The organism is Streptomyces sp. NPDC058284, from assembly GCF_042881135.1.
GTDB lineage: Bacteria > Actinomycetota > Actinomycetes > Streptomycetales > Streptomycetaceae > Streptomyces.
The window spans coordinates 87,788-105,972 of sequence record NZ_JBHVYE010000010.1 but is presented as its reverse complement, the minus strand read 5'-3'; the positions used below and the strand labels follow the sequence as shown (position 1 = coordinate 105,972).

14 protein-coding genes are annotated in these 18,185 nt (G+C 70.7%); 8 read left to right on the top strand and 6 right to left on the bottom strand.

Annotated elements, in window-relative coordinates:
• Positions 1-2: 2 nt before the first annotated feature.
• The 3 genes from ACFVYR_RS16525 to recQ all read left to right on the top strand — a co-directional run bounded on the left by ACFVYR_RS16525 (position 3) and on the right by recQ (position 5,387).
• On the top strand, positions 3-1,574 hold the full coding sequence (locus ACFVYR_RS16525) for an NADH-quinone oxidoreductase subunit M (RefSeq protein WP_384250593.1): 1,572 nt from the start codon (positions 3-5) through the stop codon (positions 1,572-1,574).
• Positions 1,571-3,223: an NADH-quinone oxidoreductase subunit NuoN gene (nuoN, locus tag ACFVYR_RS16520; protein WP_384250590.1), complete on the top strand. Its 1,653-nt coding sequence runs from the start codon at positions 1,571-1,573 to the stop codon at positions 3,221-3,223. Before ACFVYR_RS16525 ends, nuoN begins: the two co-directional genes overlap by 4 nt.
• 163 nt (positions 3,224-3,386) lie before the next feature.
• Positions 3,387-5,387, top strand: coding sequence for a DNA helicase RecQ (recQ, locus tag ACFVYR_RS16515; protein WP_384250587.1), 2,001 nt, complete (start codon positions 3,387-3,389; stop codon positions 5,385-5,387).
• Between the two features lie 51 nt (positions 5,388-5,438).
• On the opposite strand, the gene ACFVYR_RS16510 is transcribed toward recQ, so the two are convergent.
• Together ACFVYR_RS16510 and fahA are read right to left on the bottom strand one after the other, a co-directional pair.
• Positions 5,439-6,047: a Uma2 family endonuclease gene (locus tag ACFVYR_RS16510; RefSeq protein WP_384250769.1), complete on the bottom strand. Its 609-nt coding sequence runs from the start codon at positions 6,045-6,047 to the stop codon at positions 5,439-5,441.
• A gap of 222 nt (positions 6,048-6,269) precedes the next feature.
• Positions 6,270-7,535: a fumarylacetoacetase gene (gene fahA / locus ACFVYR_RS16505; protein ID WP_384250584.1), complete on the bottom strand. Its 1,266-nt coding sequence runs from the start codon at positions 7,533-7,535 to the stop codon at positions 6,270-6,272.
• Between the two features lie 339 nt (positions 7,536-7,874).
• On the opposite strand from fahA, the gene ACFVYR_RS16500 reads away from it, so the two are divergent.
• Positions 7,875-8,687 (top strand): HAD family hydrolase, encoded by an 813-nt coding sequence (locus tag ACFVYR_RS16500; protein WP_384250582.1) that lies wholly within the window; start codon positions 7,875-7,877, stop codon positions 8,685-8,687.
• 182 nt (positions 8,688-8,869) lie between these two features.
• Here ACFVYR_RS16500 and ACFVYR_RS16495 read toward each other — a convergent pair whose 3' ends face one another.
• Complete coding sequence (locus ACFVYR_RS16495) at positions 8,870-10,861, bottom strand: CocE/NonD family hydrolase (protein ID WP_384250580.1); 1,992 nt, start codon at positions 10,859-10,861, stop codon at positions 8,870-8,872.
• A 404-nt stretch (positions 10,862-11,265) separates the two neighbouring features.
• Here ACFVYR_RS16495 and ACFVYR_RS16490 point away from each other — a divergent pair, with 404 nt between their 5' ends.
• From ACFVYR_RS16490 to ACFVYR_RS16475, 4 genes are all read left to right on the top strand, one after another.
• A complete protein-coding gene (locus tag ACFVYR_RS16490) occupies positions 11,266-12,276 on the top strand; it encodes a polyprenyl synthetase family protein (protein ID WP_384250578.1) in 1,011 nt (336 codons plus the stop codon).
• Between the two features lie 265 nt (positions 12,277-12,541).
• On the top strand, positions 12,542-13,798 hold the full coding sequence (locus ACFVYR_RS16485; protein ID WP_384250576.1) for an outer membrane lipoprotein carrier protein LolA: 1,257 nt from the start codon (positions 12,542-12,544) through the stop codon (positions 13,796-13,798).
• 112 nt (positions 13,799-13,910) lie between these two features.
• Positions 13,911-14,921, top strand: coding sequence for an ABC transporter ATP-binding protein (locus tag ACFVYR_RS16480; protein ID WP_384250767.1), 1,011 nt, complete (start codon positions 13,911-13,913; stop codon positions 14,919-14,921).
• A complete protein-coding gene (locus ACFVYR_RS16475) occupies positions 14,908-15,813 on the top strand; it encodes an ABC transporter permease (protein ID WP_384250573.1) in 906 nt (301 codons plus the stop codon). The genes ACFVYR_RS16480 and ACFVYR_RS16475 overlap by 14 nt, the downstream gene beginning before the upstream one ends.
• A 48-nt stretch (positions 15,814-15,861) precedes the next feature.
• On the opposite strand, the gene ACFVYR_RS16470 is transcribed toward ACFVYR_RS16475, so the two are convergent.
• The 3 genes from ACFVYR_RS16470 to ACFVYR_RS16460 all read right to left on the bottom strand — a co-directional run bounded on the left by ACFVYR_RS16470 (position 15,862) and on the right by ACFVYR_RS16460 (position 18,158).
• Entirely contained in the window at positions 15,862-16,461 is a 600-nt protein-coding gene (locus ACFVYR_RS16470; protein WP_384250570.1) for a flavodoxin family protein, read from the bottom strand.
• 146 nt (positions 16,462-16,607) lie between these two features.
• Positions 16,608-17,552 carry a M28 family metallopeptidase gene (locus ACFVYR_RS16465; protein WP_384250567.1) on the bottom strand — a complete coding sequence of 315 codons (945 nt, stop codon included), beginning with the start codon at positions 17,550-17,552 and terminating at the stop codon, positions 16,608-16,610.
• 153 nt (positions 17,553-17,705) lie between these two features.
• Entirely contained in the window at positions 17,706-18,158 is a 453-nt protein-coding gene (locus ACFVYR_RS16460; RefSeq protein WP_384250564.1) for a VOC family protein, read from the bottom strand.
• Positions 18,159-18,185: the final 27 nt, after the last annotated feature.

Sequence of the window (18,185 nt, the reverse complement as noted above, 5' to 3'; positions counted from 1 at the left end):
CGATGTCCTTTCCCCTCCTGACAGCGACGGCGGTCCTGCCCGCGGTCGGCGCGATCGCCACGGCAGCCGTCCCGGCCGCCCGGCGGACCGCCGCCAAGTGGCTGGCGCTGCTCATCTCGCTCGCCACGCTCGGCCTCGCGGTGACCGTGCTCGTACGGTTCGACCCGGACGGGGACCGCTACCAACTGACCGAGTCGCACGCCTGGATCGCGGACTTCGGAGTGCGGTACGAGCTCGGGGTCGACGGCATCGCCGTGGCGCTCGTCGCGCTCACCGCCCTCCTGATGCCCTTCATCATCCTGGCGGGCTGGCACGACGCCGATCCCCTCGAAACGAAGTCCTCGCGCTGGCGGCCCACTCAAGGCTTCTTCGCCCTCATCCTCGCCGTCGAGGCGATGGTGATCATCTCCTTCGAGACCACCGACGTCTTCGTCTTCTACATCTTCTTCGAAGCCATGCTCATCCCGATGTACTTCCTCATCGGCGGCTTCGGAGACCGTGCCCACGCGGGCACCGACGAGAACGCCTCGGCCCAGCGCTCCTACGCGGCCGTGAAGTTCCTCCTCTACAACCTCGTCGGCGGCCTCATCATGCTGGCCGCCGTGATCGGGCTCTATGTGGTGGCGGGCAGCTTCTCCCTCCAGGAGATCACCGAGGCCCGCGCCAACGGCACGCTGACCATGGCGACCAGCACCGAGCGGTGGCTGTTCCTCGGCTTCTTCTTCGCCTTCGCGGTGAAGGCGCCGCTGTGGCCGTTGCACACCTGGCTGCCGAACGCGATGGGGGAGTCCACCGCCCCGGTGGCCGTGCTGATCACGGCCGTCGTGGACAAGGTCGGCACGTTCGCGATGCTGCGGTTCTGCCTCGGGCTCTTCCCCGAGGCGAGCAAGTGGGCGACGCCGGTCATCCTCGTACTCGCCCTGATCAGCATCATCTACGGAGCGCTGCTCGCGGTCGGCCAACGCGACATCAAGCGCCTGGTGGCGTACGCGTCGATCTCGCACTTCGGCTTCATCGTCCTCGGCATCTTCGCGATGACCTCGCAGGGCCAGTCCGGCGCCACGCTCTACATGGTCAACCACGGCATCTCGACCGCCGCGCTGATGCTGGTCGCCGGATTCCTGATCTCGCGGCGCGGCTCGCGGCTCATCGCCGACTACGGCGGGGTCCAGAAGGTCGCTCCGGTGCTCGCGGGCACCTTCCTGATCGGCGGCCTGGCCACCCTGTCGCTCCCCGGGCTCGCGCCCTTCGTGAGTGAATTCCTCGTCCTGGTCGGCGCGTTCGCGCGCTACCCGGTGGTGGGCATCATCGCGACCGTGGGCATCGTGCTCGCCGCGCTGTACACGCTCGTCCTCTACCAGCGGACCATGACGGGCCCCGTGAAGGCGGAGGTCTCGGCCATGCCCGACCTCCGGGTGCGTGAACTGGTCGTGGTGGCCCCGCTGATCGCGCTCCTGATCGGCCTCGGGGTCTACCCGAAGCCGCTCACCGACCTGGTGAACCCGGCGGTCGAGCACACGATGTCCGACGTACAGAAGAAGGACCCCCAGCCCGATGTGGAGGCGGCCAAGTGAGCGCATCAGCCGTCCACAGCCTGTGGACAATGGCGGCGGCGGACCCGATCGACAAGATCGACGCGCCCAACATCGAGTACGGGCAGCTGTCGCCGGTACTGATCGTCATCGGCGCCGCCGTCCTCGGAGTGCTCATCGAAGCCTTCGTCCCCCGCAAGTCCCGTTACTACGTGCAGCTCTTCCTCTCCGTGGTCTCCCTGGCCGCCGCCTTCGCCGCGGTCGTCGGACTCGCGACTCGGGGCTTCGGCACCACCAAGGCGCAGGTCGCGGCGATGGGCGCGATCGCGGTCGACGGCCCCGCGCTCTTCCTCCAGGGCACGATCCTGCTCACCGGCATCGTCGCGATCTTCACCTTCGCGGAGCGCAGGCTCGACCCGGTGGCGCACGGCAACCGCGTCGACTCGTTCGCCGCGCAGGCAGGCGCCGTACCGGGCAGTGAGGCCGAACAGGCCGCCACCAAGGCCGGGTTCACCACCACCGAGGTGTTCCCGCTGGCGCTGTTCGCCATCGGCGGCATGCTCGTCTTCCCCGCGGCCAACGACCTCCTGACGCTCTTCATCGCGCTGGAAGTCTTCTCGCTCCCGCTCTACCTGCTCTGCGCGCTCGCCCGCCGCAAGCGCCTGATGTCGCAGGAAGCCGCCGTCAAGTACTTCCTGCTCGGCGCCTTCGCCTCGGCGTTCACGCTCTTCGGCATCGCGCTCCTCTACGGGTACGCGGGTTCGGTGTCGTACGCGACGGTCGCGAACGTCGTCGAGGGCAACGTCAAGACCGTGGACCCGGCGCTCGCCGACACCATGGGCAACGAGGCGCTGCTCCTGATCGGCGTCGCGATGGTGGTGATGGGGCTGCTCTTCAAGGTCGGCGCGGTGCCCTTCCACATGTGGACCCCGGATGTGTACCAGGGCGCGCCGACACCGGTCACCGGCTTCATGGCGGCGGCGACGAAGGTGGCCGCGTTCGGCGCGCTCCTCCGTCTCCTCTATGTGGTGCTTCCTGGCCTGCGCTGGGACTGGCGGCCGGTCATGTGGGGCGTCGCGATCATCACGATGCTGGGCGGCGCGATCATCGCGATCACCCAGACCGACATCAAGCGGCTCCTCGCCTACTCGTCGATCGCGCACGCGGGCTTCATCCTCGCCGGTGTCATCGCGACGACCCCGGACGGCGTCTCGTCCGTCCTCTTCTACCTGGGTGCCTACTCCTTCGTGACCATCGGCGCCTTCGCCGTCGTCACGCTGGTGCGGGACGCGGGCGGCGAGGCGACGCACCTGTCCAAGTGGGCGGGGCTCGGCCGGAGATCCCCGCTGGTCGCCGCGGTCTTCGCGGTCTTCCTGCTCGCCTTCGCCGGTATCCCGCTGACGTCCGGGTTCGCGGGCAAGTTCGCGGTCTTCAAGGCGGCGGCGGAGGGCGGCGCGGGCGGGCTGGTCGTGGTCGGTGTGCTTTCGTCGGCGGTCGCCGCGTTCTTCTACATCCGCGTGATCGTCCTCATGTTCTTCAGCGAGCCGAAGGCGGACGGCCCCACGGTCGCCGTGCCCTCGCCGCTGACGATGACGGCGATCGGTGTGGGCGTCGCGGTGACGCTGGTCCTGGGCGTGGCCCCGCAGTACTTCCTGGATCTGGCGGGCCAGGCGGGTGTCTTCGTCCGGTAGCCCGACCGTTCGAACAAGCGTCGCCGCCCGGCATCCCGAGAAGGGGTGCCGGGCGGCGGCCTGTGGATAACTGTCCGGGGTGTCGGTGGAGAGCCCTATCGTTGAGGCAGTGGTCGAGGCAGGACGTACGGCGGGGGACAGGGCGATGGATGGGACCGACAGTATGAGTGAGGTGACGGCGCCGGTATCGGTGCCGGGCGCGACGGCCGACGGCGTGACGGAGAGCGACGCCCTGCGCACGCTCCACCGCGTCTTCGGGTACGACTCCTTCCGCGGCGAGCAGGAAGCGATCATCGACCACGTGGTGGGCGGCGGGGACGCCGTCGTCCTCATGCCGACCGGCGGCGGCAAGTCCCTCTGCTACCAGATCCCGGCCCTGGTCAGGCCGGGCACGGGCGTCGTGGTCTCCCCGCTCATCGCGCTCATGCAGGACCAGGTGGACGCGCTGCGGGCGCTCGGCGTGCGGGCCGGGTTCATCAACTCCACGCAGGACTTCGACGAGCGGCGCGTGATGGAGGCGGAGTTCGTCGCGGGCGAGCTCGACGTGCTCTATCTCGCTCCTGAGCGGCTGCGCCTGGACGCCACCCTGGACCTCCTCTCGCGGGCCAAGATCTCCGTCTTCGCCATCGACGAGGCGCACTGCGTCGCCCAGTGGGGCCACGACTTCCGCCCCGACTACCTGGCGCTCTCGCTCCTCGGGGAGCGCTGGCCGGACGTGCCGCGGCTCGCCCTGACGGCCACGGCCACGCACGCCACGCACCGGGAGATCACGCAGCGGCTCGGCATGCCGGACGCCAAGCACTTCGTGGCGAGCTTCGACCGCCCCAACATCCAGTACCGCATCGTGCCGAAGGCCGAGCCGAAGAAGCAGCTCCTGTCCTTCCTGAAGGAGGAGCACGCGGGCGACGCCGGCATCGTCTACTGCCTCTCGCGCAATTCGGTGGAGAAGACCGCCGAGTTCCTCTGCAAGAACGGCATCGAGGCCGTCCCGTACCACGCGGGTCTGGACGCGGGCACGCGCGCGACCCACCAGTCCCGCTTCCTCCGGGAGGAGGGCCTCGTCGTCTGCGCCACGATCGCCTTCGGCATGGGCATCGACAAGCCGGACGTCCGCTTCGTCGCCCACCTCGACCTGCCCAAGTCGGTCGAGGGGTACTACCAGGAGACGGGCCGCGCGGGCCGCGACGGCCTGCCCTCGACGGCCTGGATGGCGTATGGCCTCCAGGACGTCGTCCAGCAGCGCAAGATGATCCAGGGCAGCGAGGGCGACGAGGCGTTCCGGCGCCGGGCCGCCGCGCATCTGGACTCGATGCTGGCGCTGTGCGAGACCGCGCAGTGCCGCCGCGCCCAGCTCCTCACGTACTTCGGCCAGGAGACGACGGCGCCGGAGTCCTGCGGGAACTGCGACACCTGCCTCGCCCCGCCCGAGACATGGGACGGCACGGTGGCGGCGCAGAAGGTCCTCTCCACGGTCGTACGCCTGCAGCGCGAGCGCGGCCAGAAGTTCGGCGCGGGCCAGATCATCGACATCCTGCTGGGCAAGAAGACCGCGAAGGTCATCCAGTTCGACCACGACCAGCTCTCCGTCTTCGGCATCGGCGAGGAACTGGCGGAGGGCGAGTGGCGGGGCGTGGTGCGGCAGTTGCTCGCGCAGGGCCTGATCGCGGTCGAGGGGGAGTACGGGACGCTGGTGCTCACCGAGACGAGCGGTTCCGTCCTCGGCAGGGAGCGCGAGGTCCGGCTGCGCAAGGAGCCGAAGCGGGCGCCGGCGGCGCGGACGTCCAAGGGCGAGCGCAAGGCCAAGTCGTCGGCCGCGGTCGCCGAGCTGCCGCAGGAGGCGGTGCCGCTCTTCGAGGCGCTGCGCGCCTGGCGTGGCGCCCAGGCGAAGGAGCAGGGCGTCCCCGCGTACGTGATCTTCCACGACGCCACGCTGCGCGAGATCGCCACGCTGCGGCCCGCCGCCGTGGCGGACCTCGCGGGCATCAGCGGCGTGGGCGAGAAGAAGCGGGCGACGTACGGCGAGGGCGTGGTCGGGGTCGTCGCGGAGTTCCTGGGCGGGGCGCCTGCCGGGGACGGGACGTCGGGTGAGGCTCCGGGCGGGCCGGAGGTGCCGCTCAGCGATGAGGTGGAGCCGGACTGGGGGGATGAGGAGCCGGACTGGTAGGTCCGACGTGCCACGGCCGGCTCCCGGGGGTGGGAGCCGGTCAGGACAGCCCTACGGGGTCTCGGGCTCTTCGATATCCCGCATGATCTCGGCGAGGTCCAGAGTGATGGGGAAGGGGACGGAGACTTTGAGGTCGTCGTGGAAGATCCCGGTCGGTGCGTACTGGCGGGACGCGGGCTCCAGCTCGAAGACATAGACCACGGGACGGCCCCGATCATTCTCCACTCGCCAGAAGTGGGGAATCCCGGCCTTCGCGTACTTCTGCGGCTTGGCCTCGCGGTCGCGGATCTCGGAGTCAGGAGAAACGACCTCGATCGCCAGGATGACGTCTTCCACGTCGAACTGCGTCTGGCCAGGACCTGTCACTACACCCTTGCGGAGCACCAGAACATCGGGCTCGGGTCGATTGCGGCTGTCGATCACCACCGTCATTTCACGTCGGACGGCCAACCCGCGTGGAGCCAGAGAACGCAGCTGCCACTTGAAGAAGTCGACTGCCGACTCGTGGAAAATTTTTTGCGGACTCGCGAAGACAAGGCTCCCGTCGATCAGCTCCGTGTGCGGAGGCAGATTCGGAAGCCGGTCCAGGTCGTCGGCGGTCCAGCCACCCTTGGGCGGGACCGGCCACGTAGGCCCGGAAGCCTCGGGTTCGACACGCATCAGTGCTCCCATGGGGTGGAGTCTCACCGGTCCGACCAGCGTATCGGGCAGGAACCCGTAAAGGTCTGCACGCACGTGTGAACGAGTGTCGGCACCTTGACTCGTTCGAGGGTCCCTGCCGAGGTCACGTGTGGTCCAGCGCTTCCGGACAAGCCCACCTCGGCCGCCCGCTTGTGTCAGGCACTTGGTACAAGCGGGCGGCCGAGGTGCCTCTTCGGTGGGTCAGCGCGCTGCCGCGATCCGGCCCGTCACCTCGCCGAGCCCCACCTTGGTGCCGTGCGGGCCGGGGGCCCAGGCCGAGAGCGTGACCTCGTCGCCGTCCTCCAGGAACGTCCGCTTGCCGTCGGGGAGTTCGAGGGGGTCGCGGCCGTTCCAGGTGATCTCGATCAGGGAGCCGTACTGACCGGGCTCGGGACCGCTGACCGTGCCCGAGCCGTACAGGTCGCCGGTGCGCAGCGAGGCGCCGTTGACCGTCATGTGCGCCAGTTGCTGCGCCGCTGTCCAGTACACGGTGGAGAACGGCGGTTCGGAGATGACCCGCCCATTGAGCGTCACCGTGATGCGCAGGTCGTAGCCGCCGGGCTCGTCCGCCGCGGGGCCCGTGGAGTCGTCCAGGTAGGGCAGGAGCTCGTGGGTGCGCTCGGGCGGTGCGATCCGTGCCGAGTCCAGGGCCTCGAGGGGGGTGATCCACGCGGAGACCGAGGTGGCGAAGGACTTGCCGAGGAACGGCCCCAGAGGGACGTACTCCCAGGCCTGGATGTCGCGCGCGGACCAGTCGTTGAGGAGGGTGAGCCCGAAGACGTGCTCGCGGAAGTCCGCGAGGGGGACGGGCGTCCCGTGCGTCGAGGAGGCGCCGACGACGAAACCCACCTCCGCCTCGATGTCGAGCCGGGTCGTGGGGCCGAAGATGGGAGTCGTGTCGGCGGGCGCCTTGCGCTGGCCGTTCGGGCGCACGACCTCGGTCCCGGAGACCACCACCGTGCCGGACCTGCCGTGGTAACCGATGGGCAGGTGCTTCCAGTTGGGGGTCAGCGGGCTCGGCGCGTCCGGCCGGAACATCTGGCCCAGGTTGCTCGCGTGGTGCTCGGAGGCATAGAAGTCGACGTAGTCCGCGACCTCGAAGGGCAGGTGCAGGGTCACTTCGGAGAGAGGGTGCAGCAGCGGGCGTACGACCTCCTGGTGGGCGGGCACGGTCACCCACGCCGTCAGGGCGCGCCGCACGTCGGACCAGGCCCTGCGGCCCGCGGCGAGCAGCGGGTTCAGGGTGGGCCGGGCGAGCAGCGATACGTAGGGGGCGCCGAGCGCGGCGGCCGCAGCACCGGCGTCCAGGACGTGACCGCCGAGCCGTACCCCGACCCTGCGCCGGTCGTCCGCCTCGCCGGCCAGTGAGAACACGCCGTAGGGAAGGTTGTGCGGTCCGAAGGGGTCGCCCTCGGGCAGGCCGAAGGGGTCGCCGGCGGCCGGATCGAGCGGGGTCTGCTCGGACATGCGTACCTGCCTCGCTTTCCATAGGGGTGTGCCACACGTTACGTGTGGAGGCCCCTGTTGCGGCAGTGCCTAAAGAGTCAGCAATGTCCGAATAAGTGGCGGGTGGCCGTGCGTGTGCGGCGGACCGGAGGTCCGCAGGTCCTCGCGCCGGTGCTCCGAACGACCGGGTGGACGAAGGGGTGTTGACCGTAGCGCGTAGTCGGAATGAGGCATGCCGGAATCTAATCTTCCACTTTCCGGTGAACCGAGGAGGCCCCCCGTCCCCTCGGTCTCACTCGCCCGTATGCGCACCTTGCCAAGCAGCTTCCGGCCGGGCCCAGGATCCGTATTCTCTGGATCATGGCCGCTCCCCTCGCATATGCACTCATCGCCACTGACCTGGACGGGACGCTGCTGCGCGGCGACGACACGGTCTCGGACCGGTCAAGGCGGGCACTGGCCGCCGTGGGGGAGCAGGGTGCCCGGCACCTCGTAGTGACCGGCCGCCCCGCGCCGCGGGTGCGGCCCCTCTTCGACGCGCTCGGCTACGACGGCCTCGCCGTCTGCGGCCAGGGGGCCCAGCTGTACGACGCGGGGGCGGACCGGATGGCGTGGTCGGTGACGCTGGAGCGCGAGCTCGGTGAGACCGCGCTCGGCAAGATCGAGGCCGAGGTCGGGCAGGTCTACGCGGCGGTGGACCAGGACGGCGTGGACGGTCTCACGCTCATCGAGCCGGGGTACGAGATGCCGCACCCCACCCTCCCCGCGGTCCGGGTGCCCGCCCGTGACGTGCTGTGGGAGGAGCCCATCAGCAAGGTGCTGTTGCGCCATCCTTCGCTGGCGGACGACGAGTTGGCGGCGGTGGCGCGGGACGCGGTGGGCTCGCTCGCGACGGTGACCATGTCGGGGCCCGGCACGGTCGAGCTCCAGCCGTGCGGGGTGACCAAGGCGACCGGGCTCGCGCTGGCCGCCGAACGGCTCGGCCTGACGGCCGCGGACACGATCGCCTTCGGGGACATGCCCAATGACATCCCCATGTTCCTGTGGGCGGCGCACGGCGTGGCCATGGCCAACGCGCACGACGAACTCAAGGCGGTGTCTGACGAGTTGGCCCTCTCGAACGAGGACGACGGCGTGGCCGTGGTCCTCGAACGTCTCCTGGGCAGGACCTAGGGTCTGTCTTTCGGATCAGGCCGGACTTGGGTGGCCTTGCCTTGGGTGGGGCTTGAGCGGGGTCTGGTGCGTGCAGCTGCAAGGCGGAGGAGGGCGGCAACGCGGAGCGTTGGCAACCGACGACAACGCCGCAGATGTGCGTGCCAGGCCCCGCGACCCCGGACAGATCCGAAAGACAGGCCCTAGCCCGCCGTCCGCCGGATCCGCTTCTCCCAGGTCCGGTGGAAGACGACCTCGGCGCCCTCCCGGCACACCACCTCGTCCGAGGTGATGAAGTCCGCGGCGTCGCAGGTGATCTCCGAGCGCGTCTCGACCGTCACGTCCCAGCCGAGTTCGGGCCGGTGCAGGCGGATCGTCCAGTCCGAGCGGGTGCGGGCGCTCAGCGGGTCGTCCTCCTGGATCGTGTACGTCTCCAGCGCGTCCTCGGTGAACTCCAGGCCGTCGGGGTACACGCGCGTGCCGCCGTGGCGCGGGTCGACCTCAAGACGCCACTCGCCCTTGGCGACATCGCGTACGACCAGGCGCTCGGGCCGCTGCTCGTCCAGGGTGGCGGGGTGGGCCGCGCCCAGCGGCTCCGACTGCTCCGGTGGCTCGAAGGTGATCGAGGGGTCCAAGTCGCCCTCGCGCACGGGCAGTTCGAGCGAGCTGCCCACCGGGTCGAGGGTGAAGCCCACCGAGTCCGCCTGCGGCCAGATCCAGGGCCAGTACGCGGAGGAGACCGCGAGGCGGATGCGGTGGCCCGCCGGGAAGGTGTGGCCGATGCCGTTGAGCTCGAAGGTGACGTCCTCGGTGGCGCCGAGCGGCCAGGCGTCCGCGCGGTCCCTGCCGTTGCGGGCGGAGAGGTTGAGCACGCCCCGGGTGACCAGGGTGGAGGAGCCGTCCGGTGCGACGTCGCAGACGCGGGCGACCGCCTGGCCGTACGGCACGTCCATCCGCAGCCGCAGCGTCACCCTGGGGCGCCCCAGTACCCGTACCCGCGAAGGCACCTCGAACTCGAAGCACGCCGACTTCGCGTCCTCGTCCCGCTGGTCCGGCGGCAGGTCCGCGTCGTTGCCGAAGGGGCAGAAGCGGCCCGCGTCAAGGCCCGTGTGCTGGGGCGAGCCGACGACGACGGGGGCGCCCTGGAGGGCGTACGCGACGGGCGTGACGTGGGGGGACGGCCAGGACGGGTCGCCCACCCAGCCGCCGCTCAGCTCCGGGTGGACCGTCGCCGGCGGGTGCGAGTCGCTGATCCAGGAGCGGAGCTTCGGCTCGGCCATCACCCCGGTGTCGACGCCCTTGAGGTGGTGGTCCCACCAGCGCAGGGTCTCCTGGAGGAAGCCGATCGCCGGGCCCGGCGGCAGGCCGCGGTCCGGGTACTGGTGCGACCAGGGGCCGATCAGGCCGCGTACCCGGTCGTCGGGGAGGTGCTCGACCAGGCGCAGCACCGTGTCGCGGTACGGGTCGTGCCAGCCGCCGACCGCGAGGACGGCCGCGCCGATCGCTGAGTAGTCCTCGCAGACGCTGCCGTGGCGCCAGTAGTCGTCGCGGGTCTGGTGGTGCAGCCAGGTGTGGATGAGGGGCTCGACGGCGGCCAGGCGCGTCAGCCACATCTCGCGCCACGCGTCGCCGACGAAGTACGGGTCGGGCGGGCGCGAGGCGAACGCCAGCATCGTCGCCGCCCACGCGTGCATGTCGACCGCGAGGACGGAGCCGCCCATGTAGTGCACGTCGTTGTCGTAGCGGTCGTCGGCCGAGCAGACCGTGACGACGGCCTTGAGCGGCTCGGGGGCGAGTGCCGCGATCTGGAGGGAGTTGAAGCCGCCCCAGGAGATGCCGAACATGCCGACCTTGCCGTTCGACCAGTCCTGCGCGGCCAGCCAGTGGACCACCTCGACGCCGTCGGCCAGCTCCTGCGCCGAGTACTCGTCGGTGGGCAGCCCCTCGCTGTTGCCGTGGCCGCGGACGTCGACGCGCACGGAGGCGTAGCCGTGGCCCGCGTACCAGGGGTGGCGCTGCCAGTCGCACGGCGCCGTCCAGTCGGTGAGGCGGTAGGGGAGGTACTCCAGGAGCACGGGTACGGGCTCGTCGGTGACCGGGCGCCACACGCGCGCGTAGAGCTTGGTCCCGTCGGCGAGGGGTACGCGGATGTCCTCGCGGGTCGTCTCGTACGGGAAGGAGTCGCGGATCTGCATGAGTGCAACCTCAGTGGACGGGTCTCCCGGTCGTTACGGTTCTTCCGGCGCGGGGCGGTCCTCCGGCGTGGGGCGGTCCTCCGGCGTGGGATGGTCTTGTGGCACAGATCGGTCTTCCCGGGCTTATGGGCTGATCACGCTGATCACGAACATACCGGTGCGCCCTGTCCGCCGCGCGGCCTGGCCCGCGGAGGCGGTGGCAGAGGCCCGCGCCAGGCTCTCACCAGGCCCTCACCAGCGCGGCGGCGTGCGACGGGCGGGCAGGTGCTCGCCGTGATCGAAAGTGGACCGGATACGCTGACTTGAGTGATGGCAGCGACACATCGACAAACCCGTGTCATCGACCGAGATCCAATGATCGACCGAGTTGGCCATGTGATCGTCAGCAGACAGGAGAACCTCTCGTGACCGTCGTCGGGCCTTTCGGGCTGAGCGTGCGGGACCAGGCTCTCGAAGCCGATGTCCAGGTCGGGTTGACGGCTGTCGAGGAGGGACTGCTCGAGGCCACCAAGAGCGAGGTGCCCTTCATCACCGAGGCCGCCCAGCACCTCGTCCGTGCCGGGGGCAAGCGTTTCCGCCCGCTGCTCGTGATGCTCGCCGCCCAGTTCGGCGACCCGTACGCGCCGGGGATCGTGCCGTCCGCCGTGGTCGTCGAGCTGACGCACCTCGCGACGCTGTACCACGACGACGTGATGGACGACGCCGAGGTGCGCCGCGGCGTCGAGAGCGCCAACCAGCGCTGGGGGAACTCCGTCGCCGTCCTGACCGGCGACTTCCTCTTCGCCCGCGCCTCCTACATCCTGGCCGACCTCGGCCCGGAGGCCGTCCGCATCCAGGCGGAGGCCTTCGAGCGCCTGGTCACCGGCCAGATCCTGGAGACCGCGGGCCCCTCCGAGGGGCGCGACCCGGTCGACCACTACCTCGACGTGCTCCGCGGCAAGACCGGCTCGCTGGTCGCCGTGGCCTGCCGGTTCGGCGCGATGATGTCGGGCGCCGACGAATCCGTCGTGAGCGTGCTCACGCAGTACGGCGAGCGGCTCGGCGTCGCCTTCCAGCTCGCCGACGACGTGCTCGACATCGCGTCCGACTCGCACGAGTCGGGCAAGACGCCGGGCACGGACCTGCGCGAGGGCATCCCCACCCTGCCGGTGCTGCGCCTTCGCGAGCGGGCCGCGCGGCTCGGCCTCGCCGAGGACATCGCCCTGTGCGAGCTGCTCGACTCCGACCTCACCGACGACGCACGGCACGCCGAGGTGCTGACCCGGCTGCGCGAGCACCCCGCGCTGGAGCACGCCCGCCGGGACACCGTGTGCTACGCGGAGAGCGCGCGGGCCGCGCTGGGCCCGCTGCCGGACGGCGACGCGAAGGCGTCCCTGATCGAGCTCTGCGACCTGGTGGTGCACCGGGCGGGCTGACGCCTCCCGCTCCCGGGTCCGTGCCGGACCCGCCGGTCGGCGTGCCCGTCCCCTACTGGTCGGGGGAGAAATGGCCCCTCCATGTCATCCCAGGGCAGTACATGGAGTTGCGCCCGGGGTCTGACGCTTCTGGTCGGCCGATTTGGTCGGATGGATCCCGGAAGAGAACCACCACTCCTGACCAATTCGGGTGAGAATGGCGGCACAGGGTGGACGAGGGCACGTACAGGGAAGGCCGCCGCCGACCACGGAGGTAAGGCAGACAATGGCACCGTACGAACCGGAGAAGAACACCGGCGAGACCGGCGAACCGCGCGCCGCCCGCCGCAAGGCGGCCCGCTACGCGGTCCCGATCGCGGTGGCGGGGGTGGCGGCGGCGACCATCGGGCTCGTACCGGCGCTCGCCACGTCGGGCGACCCGGACCTGCCGAAGGTCACCGCGCAGGAGCTCATCGAGAAGATCGCCGCGTCGGACACCCAACAGCTGTCCGGCAACGTCAAAATCAGCACTGACCTGGGCCTTCCGTCGATCGGCGGCATGGCGGGCGGCTTCGGCGCGGGCGCCGGCGGCGGGGACCGCGGCGAGGACGGCGACCGCGGTGGCTCGGCCGCCGACCCCAAGAGCAAGCTGATGGAGCTGGCGTCCGGCACGCACACGCTGCGCGTCGCGGCCGAAGGCCCCGACAAGCAGAAGGTGTCCGTCCTGGAGGACGCCGCCGAGTACAGCATGATCCACAACGGCGACGACGTGTGGGCGTACGACAGCGCGTCGAACGAGGCCTACCACGCGAAGGACGCGGGCGCCTCCCGGGACGAGCGCACCAAGGGCGGCCGGGAGATACCCGAGGAGCTGCCCACCACCCCCAAGGAATTCGCCGAGCAGGCCCTGAAGGCGGCGGACGGCACCACGTCCGTGCAGGTCGACGGCACCGCGCAGGTCGCGGGCCGCGACGCGTACCGCCTGGTGATCAAGCCGAAGCAGGCCGGCTCGACGGTCGGCCGGATCACGGTCGCCGTGGACGAGAAGACCGGCACGCCGCTCAAGTTCACGCTGACCCCGGCATCCGGCGGCGCGGCCGTCGTCGACGCGGGCTTCACGAAGGTCGACTTCGGCAAGCCGTCCGCGTCCACGTTCGACTTCACGCCGCCCAAGGGCACGAAGGTGACCGAGGCCGACGAGCACGCCGAGCGGGGCCGCGGCTTCGGGAAGGGTGGCAAGCACGGCAAGGAGTTCGCCGAGGGGGACCTCAACGGCCCGAAGATCATCGGCAAGGGCTGGAACTCCATCGCCGAGCTGAAGCTGCCGGGCGGCCGGGGGCTGCCGACGGCCGGCTCGGGCGACGTCCCGCCGGACGCGCAGAAGCTGCTCGACTCGCTGGGCGACCAGGTCAACGGCGAGTTCGGCTCCGGCACGGTCTTCTCGACCCGCCTGATCAACGCCCTCATCACCGACGACGGCAAGGTCTACGTGGGCGCGGTCACCAAGGACGCGCTGGTCAAGGCGGCGAACGAGGCGCACTGACGGTGCTGCGGATGGCCTGGGGCCACTGGACCCGGGGTCACTGGGCGTACGGCGGATGGAAGGTGCCGACAGGGTGCCTTCCATCCGTCTCGTGGAACGACGGGAGGGCAGCGTGCCGGGCACCAGCGGCACTTCGGCGCAACAGGCTTCCGCTTGGACGGGGGACGACCCGAGCGCGCACGTCATCGAGACGCACGCGCTCACCAAGCGCTACGGCAAGCACCTCGCCGTCGACCGGCTCGACCTCACCGTCCCCGAAGGCAGCGTCTTCGGCTTCCTCGGGCCGAACGGCTCGGGCAAGACGACCACCATCCGCATGCTGATGGGCCTCATCGAGCCGACCTCCGGCCACGCCCGGGTGCTCGGCCGCACCATGCCGCGCGCCGCCCGCACCGTCCTGCCGCACGTGGGCGCGCTGATCGAGGGCCCCGCCCTCTACGGCTTCCTGTCGGGCCGCGACAACCTGCTGCGGTACGACTCCGCGGACCCGAACGCCGATCCGCGGACCCGCCGGGCGCGCGCCGAGGCGGCCCTGGACCGGGTCGGGCTCACCGCGGCCGCGGGCAAGAAGGCGAAGGCGTACTCCCTCGGCATGAAGCAGCGGCTCGGGCTCGCCGCCGCGCTGCTCCAGCCGCGCAGGCTCCTCGTCCTGGACGAGCCGACGAACGGCCTGGACCCGCAGGGCATGCGGGAGATCCGCACGCTGGTGCGGGAGCTGGCGGCTGAGGGCACGACGGTCTTCCTCTCCTCGCACCTCCTCGACGAGATCGAGCAGGTCTGCACGCACGCCGCCGTGATGACCCGGGGCCGCCTGATCACCCAGGGCCCGGTCGCCGACCTCGCGGCGGGCGCGCGCGGCAGGCTCGTCGTGACGACACCGGACACGGGCGACGCCGCCCGCGTCCTCAAGGAGCAGGGCGTGACGGATCTCGTCGTGACGGAGGACAGGGTGACGGGCGAACCGCCGGGCCCGGACGCGACGGGCCAGGACGTGGAACTGGCCGGGCTGAACGCCGCACTGGTCGCCGCGGACGTCCGCGTACGCGGCTTCGGGCTCGAACGGGCCTCGCTCGAGGACGCGTTCGTGGCGCTGACGGGGGAGGGCTTCGATGTCGCGGGCTGAGGCGGTGGACGTGACCGGGACGGCGGCGGGCGAGGGCGTGCGGGAGCCGCGGCGGATCTGGACCCTGGGCCTGTTCCGCAGCGAGCTCACGATCACCTTCCGCCGCTGGCGGACCCTCGCGCTGCTCGGGGTGCTCGCCGCCGTGCCGATCCTCGTCGGTGTCGCCGTCAGGATCGAGACCAGCGACGGTTCCACGATCGGCGGGGGCGGCGGCGATGGCGGGCCCGCCTTCATCGCTCAGGTCACCAACAACGGCCTGTTCCTGGTCTTCACCGCGCTCGCCGCGACGCTGCCGTTCTTCCTGCCGATGGCGATCGGCGTCGTCGCCGGTGACGCCGTCGCGGGGGAGGCGAGCGCGGGCACGCTGCGCTACCTGCTCGTCGCGCCCGCGGGGCGGACCCGGCTGCTCCTCGTCAAGTACGCGACCACGCTGACGTTCTGCCTGGTCGCGACCCTGGTCGTGGCCGCGTCCGCGCTCGCGACCGGCGCGCTGCTCTTCCCGCTCGGTGAGGTCACCACGATCTCCGGCACCCGCATGAGCTTCGGCGAAGGGCTGCTGCGGGCCCTGCTGATCGCGCTCGTCGTCGCCGTGTCACTGGTCGGCGTGGCGGCGCTCGGCCTGTTCGTGTCGACGCTCACCAGCAGCGGCATCGCGGCGATGGCGACGACCGTCGGCCTGCTGATCACGGTCCAGATCCTCGACCAGATCCCGCAGCTGCACGGCCTGCACCCGTACTTCTTCTCGCACTACTGGCTGTCCTTCGCCGACCTGATGCGCGAGCCCGTCTACTGGTCGGACATCATCAAGAACCTGGAGATGCAGGGCCTGTACGCGGCCGTGTTCGGCTCGGCGGCGTGGGCGCGGTTCGGGGCGAAGGACATCATGGCGTGACGGTCGCCGTGGCGTGAGAGTCACCCTGGCGTGCGGTTCGCCCCGTGACTACGCCTCCTTGTCGTACGGGAAGCGGGCGAGCGGCGGGTCCTGCGCGAAGAACGTCTTGGCGCGCGCCAGTGCCTCGGTGTCCTTGAGGACGTGGCCGGGCCTCGTGCCGTTGCCGAGCAGGACGCCGCCGAACCGCATGGGGAAGAAGGCGGCCGTGTTGCGCAAGGTGCCGATCAGCGGGTCCGCCACCTCCTCCTCGCGGTGCGCGAGGGCGGTCACGCCCCACAGGGTCCGGCCCTTCAGCGTCTCCTTGAAGGAGATCTCCGGGGTCTCCAGCCACGCGTCCCAGTAGTCGAGGTAGCGCTTGACGGTGGCCGACAGCGAGTACCAGTACAGCGGCGACGCGATGACGATGTCCGTGGCCTCCAGGGTGGCGTCGAGGAGCAGCGCCTCGTTGCCGTCGGCGGGGCGGGTGCGGGCCCGCGGCCGGGTCTCGTCGTGGCGCAGGTCGGCGAAGTCGGGCAGCGGCAGACCGGCCAGGTCCAGCCAGCGCTGCTCGACGTCCGGCGGGAGCTGCTCGGCGGCCGCGCGGGCCAGGATCTCGGTGTTGCCCTCGGGACGGGCGCTGCCGAGTACGAAGAGGAACTTGCGGGTCATGGGATCCCCCTGGAGTCGCTTGCCGAGGCGCCTGCCAACGGCGATTACTTGCACGCGCACTATATGCACGCGCAAGCAATGCCGTCCAGGGGTTACCGCGGGCCCCTGCTCGGAGAGCTCCGCTCAGGGGCCGCAAAGGGTGCCGACTAGGAGGAGAGCCCCCACACCGCGTACGCGATCGCGTCGCTGTTGCGGTCGAGCGCCGTCCCGTCGATGTTCGACGCCCCGTCGCAGGACGAGTGGTAGCACTTGTCGAACGCCTCGCCCGCCGTGCCGCCCCACTTCTGCGCCTGCGCGGCCGACTTGGTGGTCTCGGCGCCGGTGAAGATGCCGCCGACGGGGATGCCCGCCTGCTGGAACGGCGCGTGGTCGGAGCGGCCGTCGCCCTCGTCGTCCGGCTCCGTCGTCACGTTCAGGCCCGCGTAGTAGTCCTTGAACGTCTTCTCGATCGTGGGGTCGTCGTCGTAGACGAAGTAGCCGGCGTTCGGGGAGCTGATCATGTCGAAGTTCAGATATCCGCTGATCTTCGAACGGTCGCCGCCGGCCAGGCTTTCGACGTAGTGCGAGGAGCCGACCAGGCCGATCTCCTCGGCGCCCCACCAGGCGAACCGCAGGTGCTTGGTGGGCTTGTACTGCTCGCGGGCCACGGTGAGCGCGGTCTCCAGGACGGCGGCGGAGCCGGAGCCGTTGTCGTTGATGCCGGGGCCCTCGGAGACGCTGTCGAGGTGGGCGCCCGCCATGACGACCTTGCCGTCGTCACCGCCCGGCCAGTCGGCGATCAGGTTGTAGCCGGTCTCGCCGCTCGCCGTGAACTTCTGTACGGAGGTGGTGAATCCGGCGGCGTCGAGCTTGCCCTTGATGTGGTCGATGGAGGCCTTGTATCCGGCGCTGCCGTGCGCGCGGTTGCCGCCGTTGGCGTCCGCTATGGACTGCAGGTCGGCGAGGTTGGCCTTGACGTTGTCGACGGATATGTTGGGTGCGGCGGCGGCCTTCGGGGCGGGCGCCGCGGTCGATGTCGCGTGGGTGGCGAGGAGTCCGGCGACGGCTATGGCTGCGGCCGCGGCGGTACGTCCGGGAACGGAGAGGTTCATGTGGGGGGAGCTCCGGTTTCCGTGTTCCATGGATGGCGTACGAACTCACGTACGTGGGGCGTGAGTTCGGAGTTGCCTGATGGTGCTCGGGAGCCGGATGAGACGTCAAGACCGCAAAACGGACAGGGGGTTCCGCATAGCGGCCACGCCTGCCTAGTGGACGCAGAACTCGTTGCCCTCGGGGTCCTTCATGATCACCCACTCGCCGCCGGGCTCCGCGACGTGCCGCTCCACGGCGGCGCCCAGCGCTTCGAGGCGGGCCACCTCGTCGGCGCGGCGGCCCGGCGCCGTGTGCACGTCGAGGTGCAGCCGGTTCTTGCCCGACTTCGGCTCGGGCACGCGCTGGAAGAGGATGCGGCGGCCCAGGCCCGTGCCGCTCTGCTCGTCGTACGGGTCGTCGGGGTGCCGGACGGCGATGAGGTCGCGCCAGGCGCGGCGACCGCGGAACTCGACGGTCGCGGCCTCCGGCGCCGCGCCGACGCCGAGGAGCCGGTCGATCAGCGCGCTGTTGTCCTCGACCTCGTACCCCAGCGTCCCGGCCCAGAAGACGGCCTGGGCGTGCGGGTCGGAGGCGTCGATGACGAGCTTCCAGTGCAGAGTGGTCATGGTGACCAGTTGTATCGGTCAGGTGAT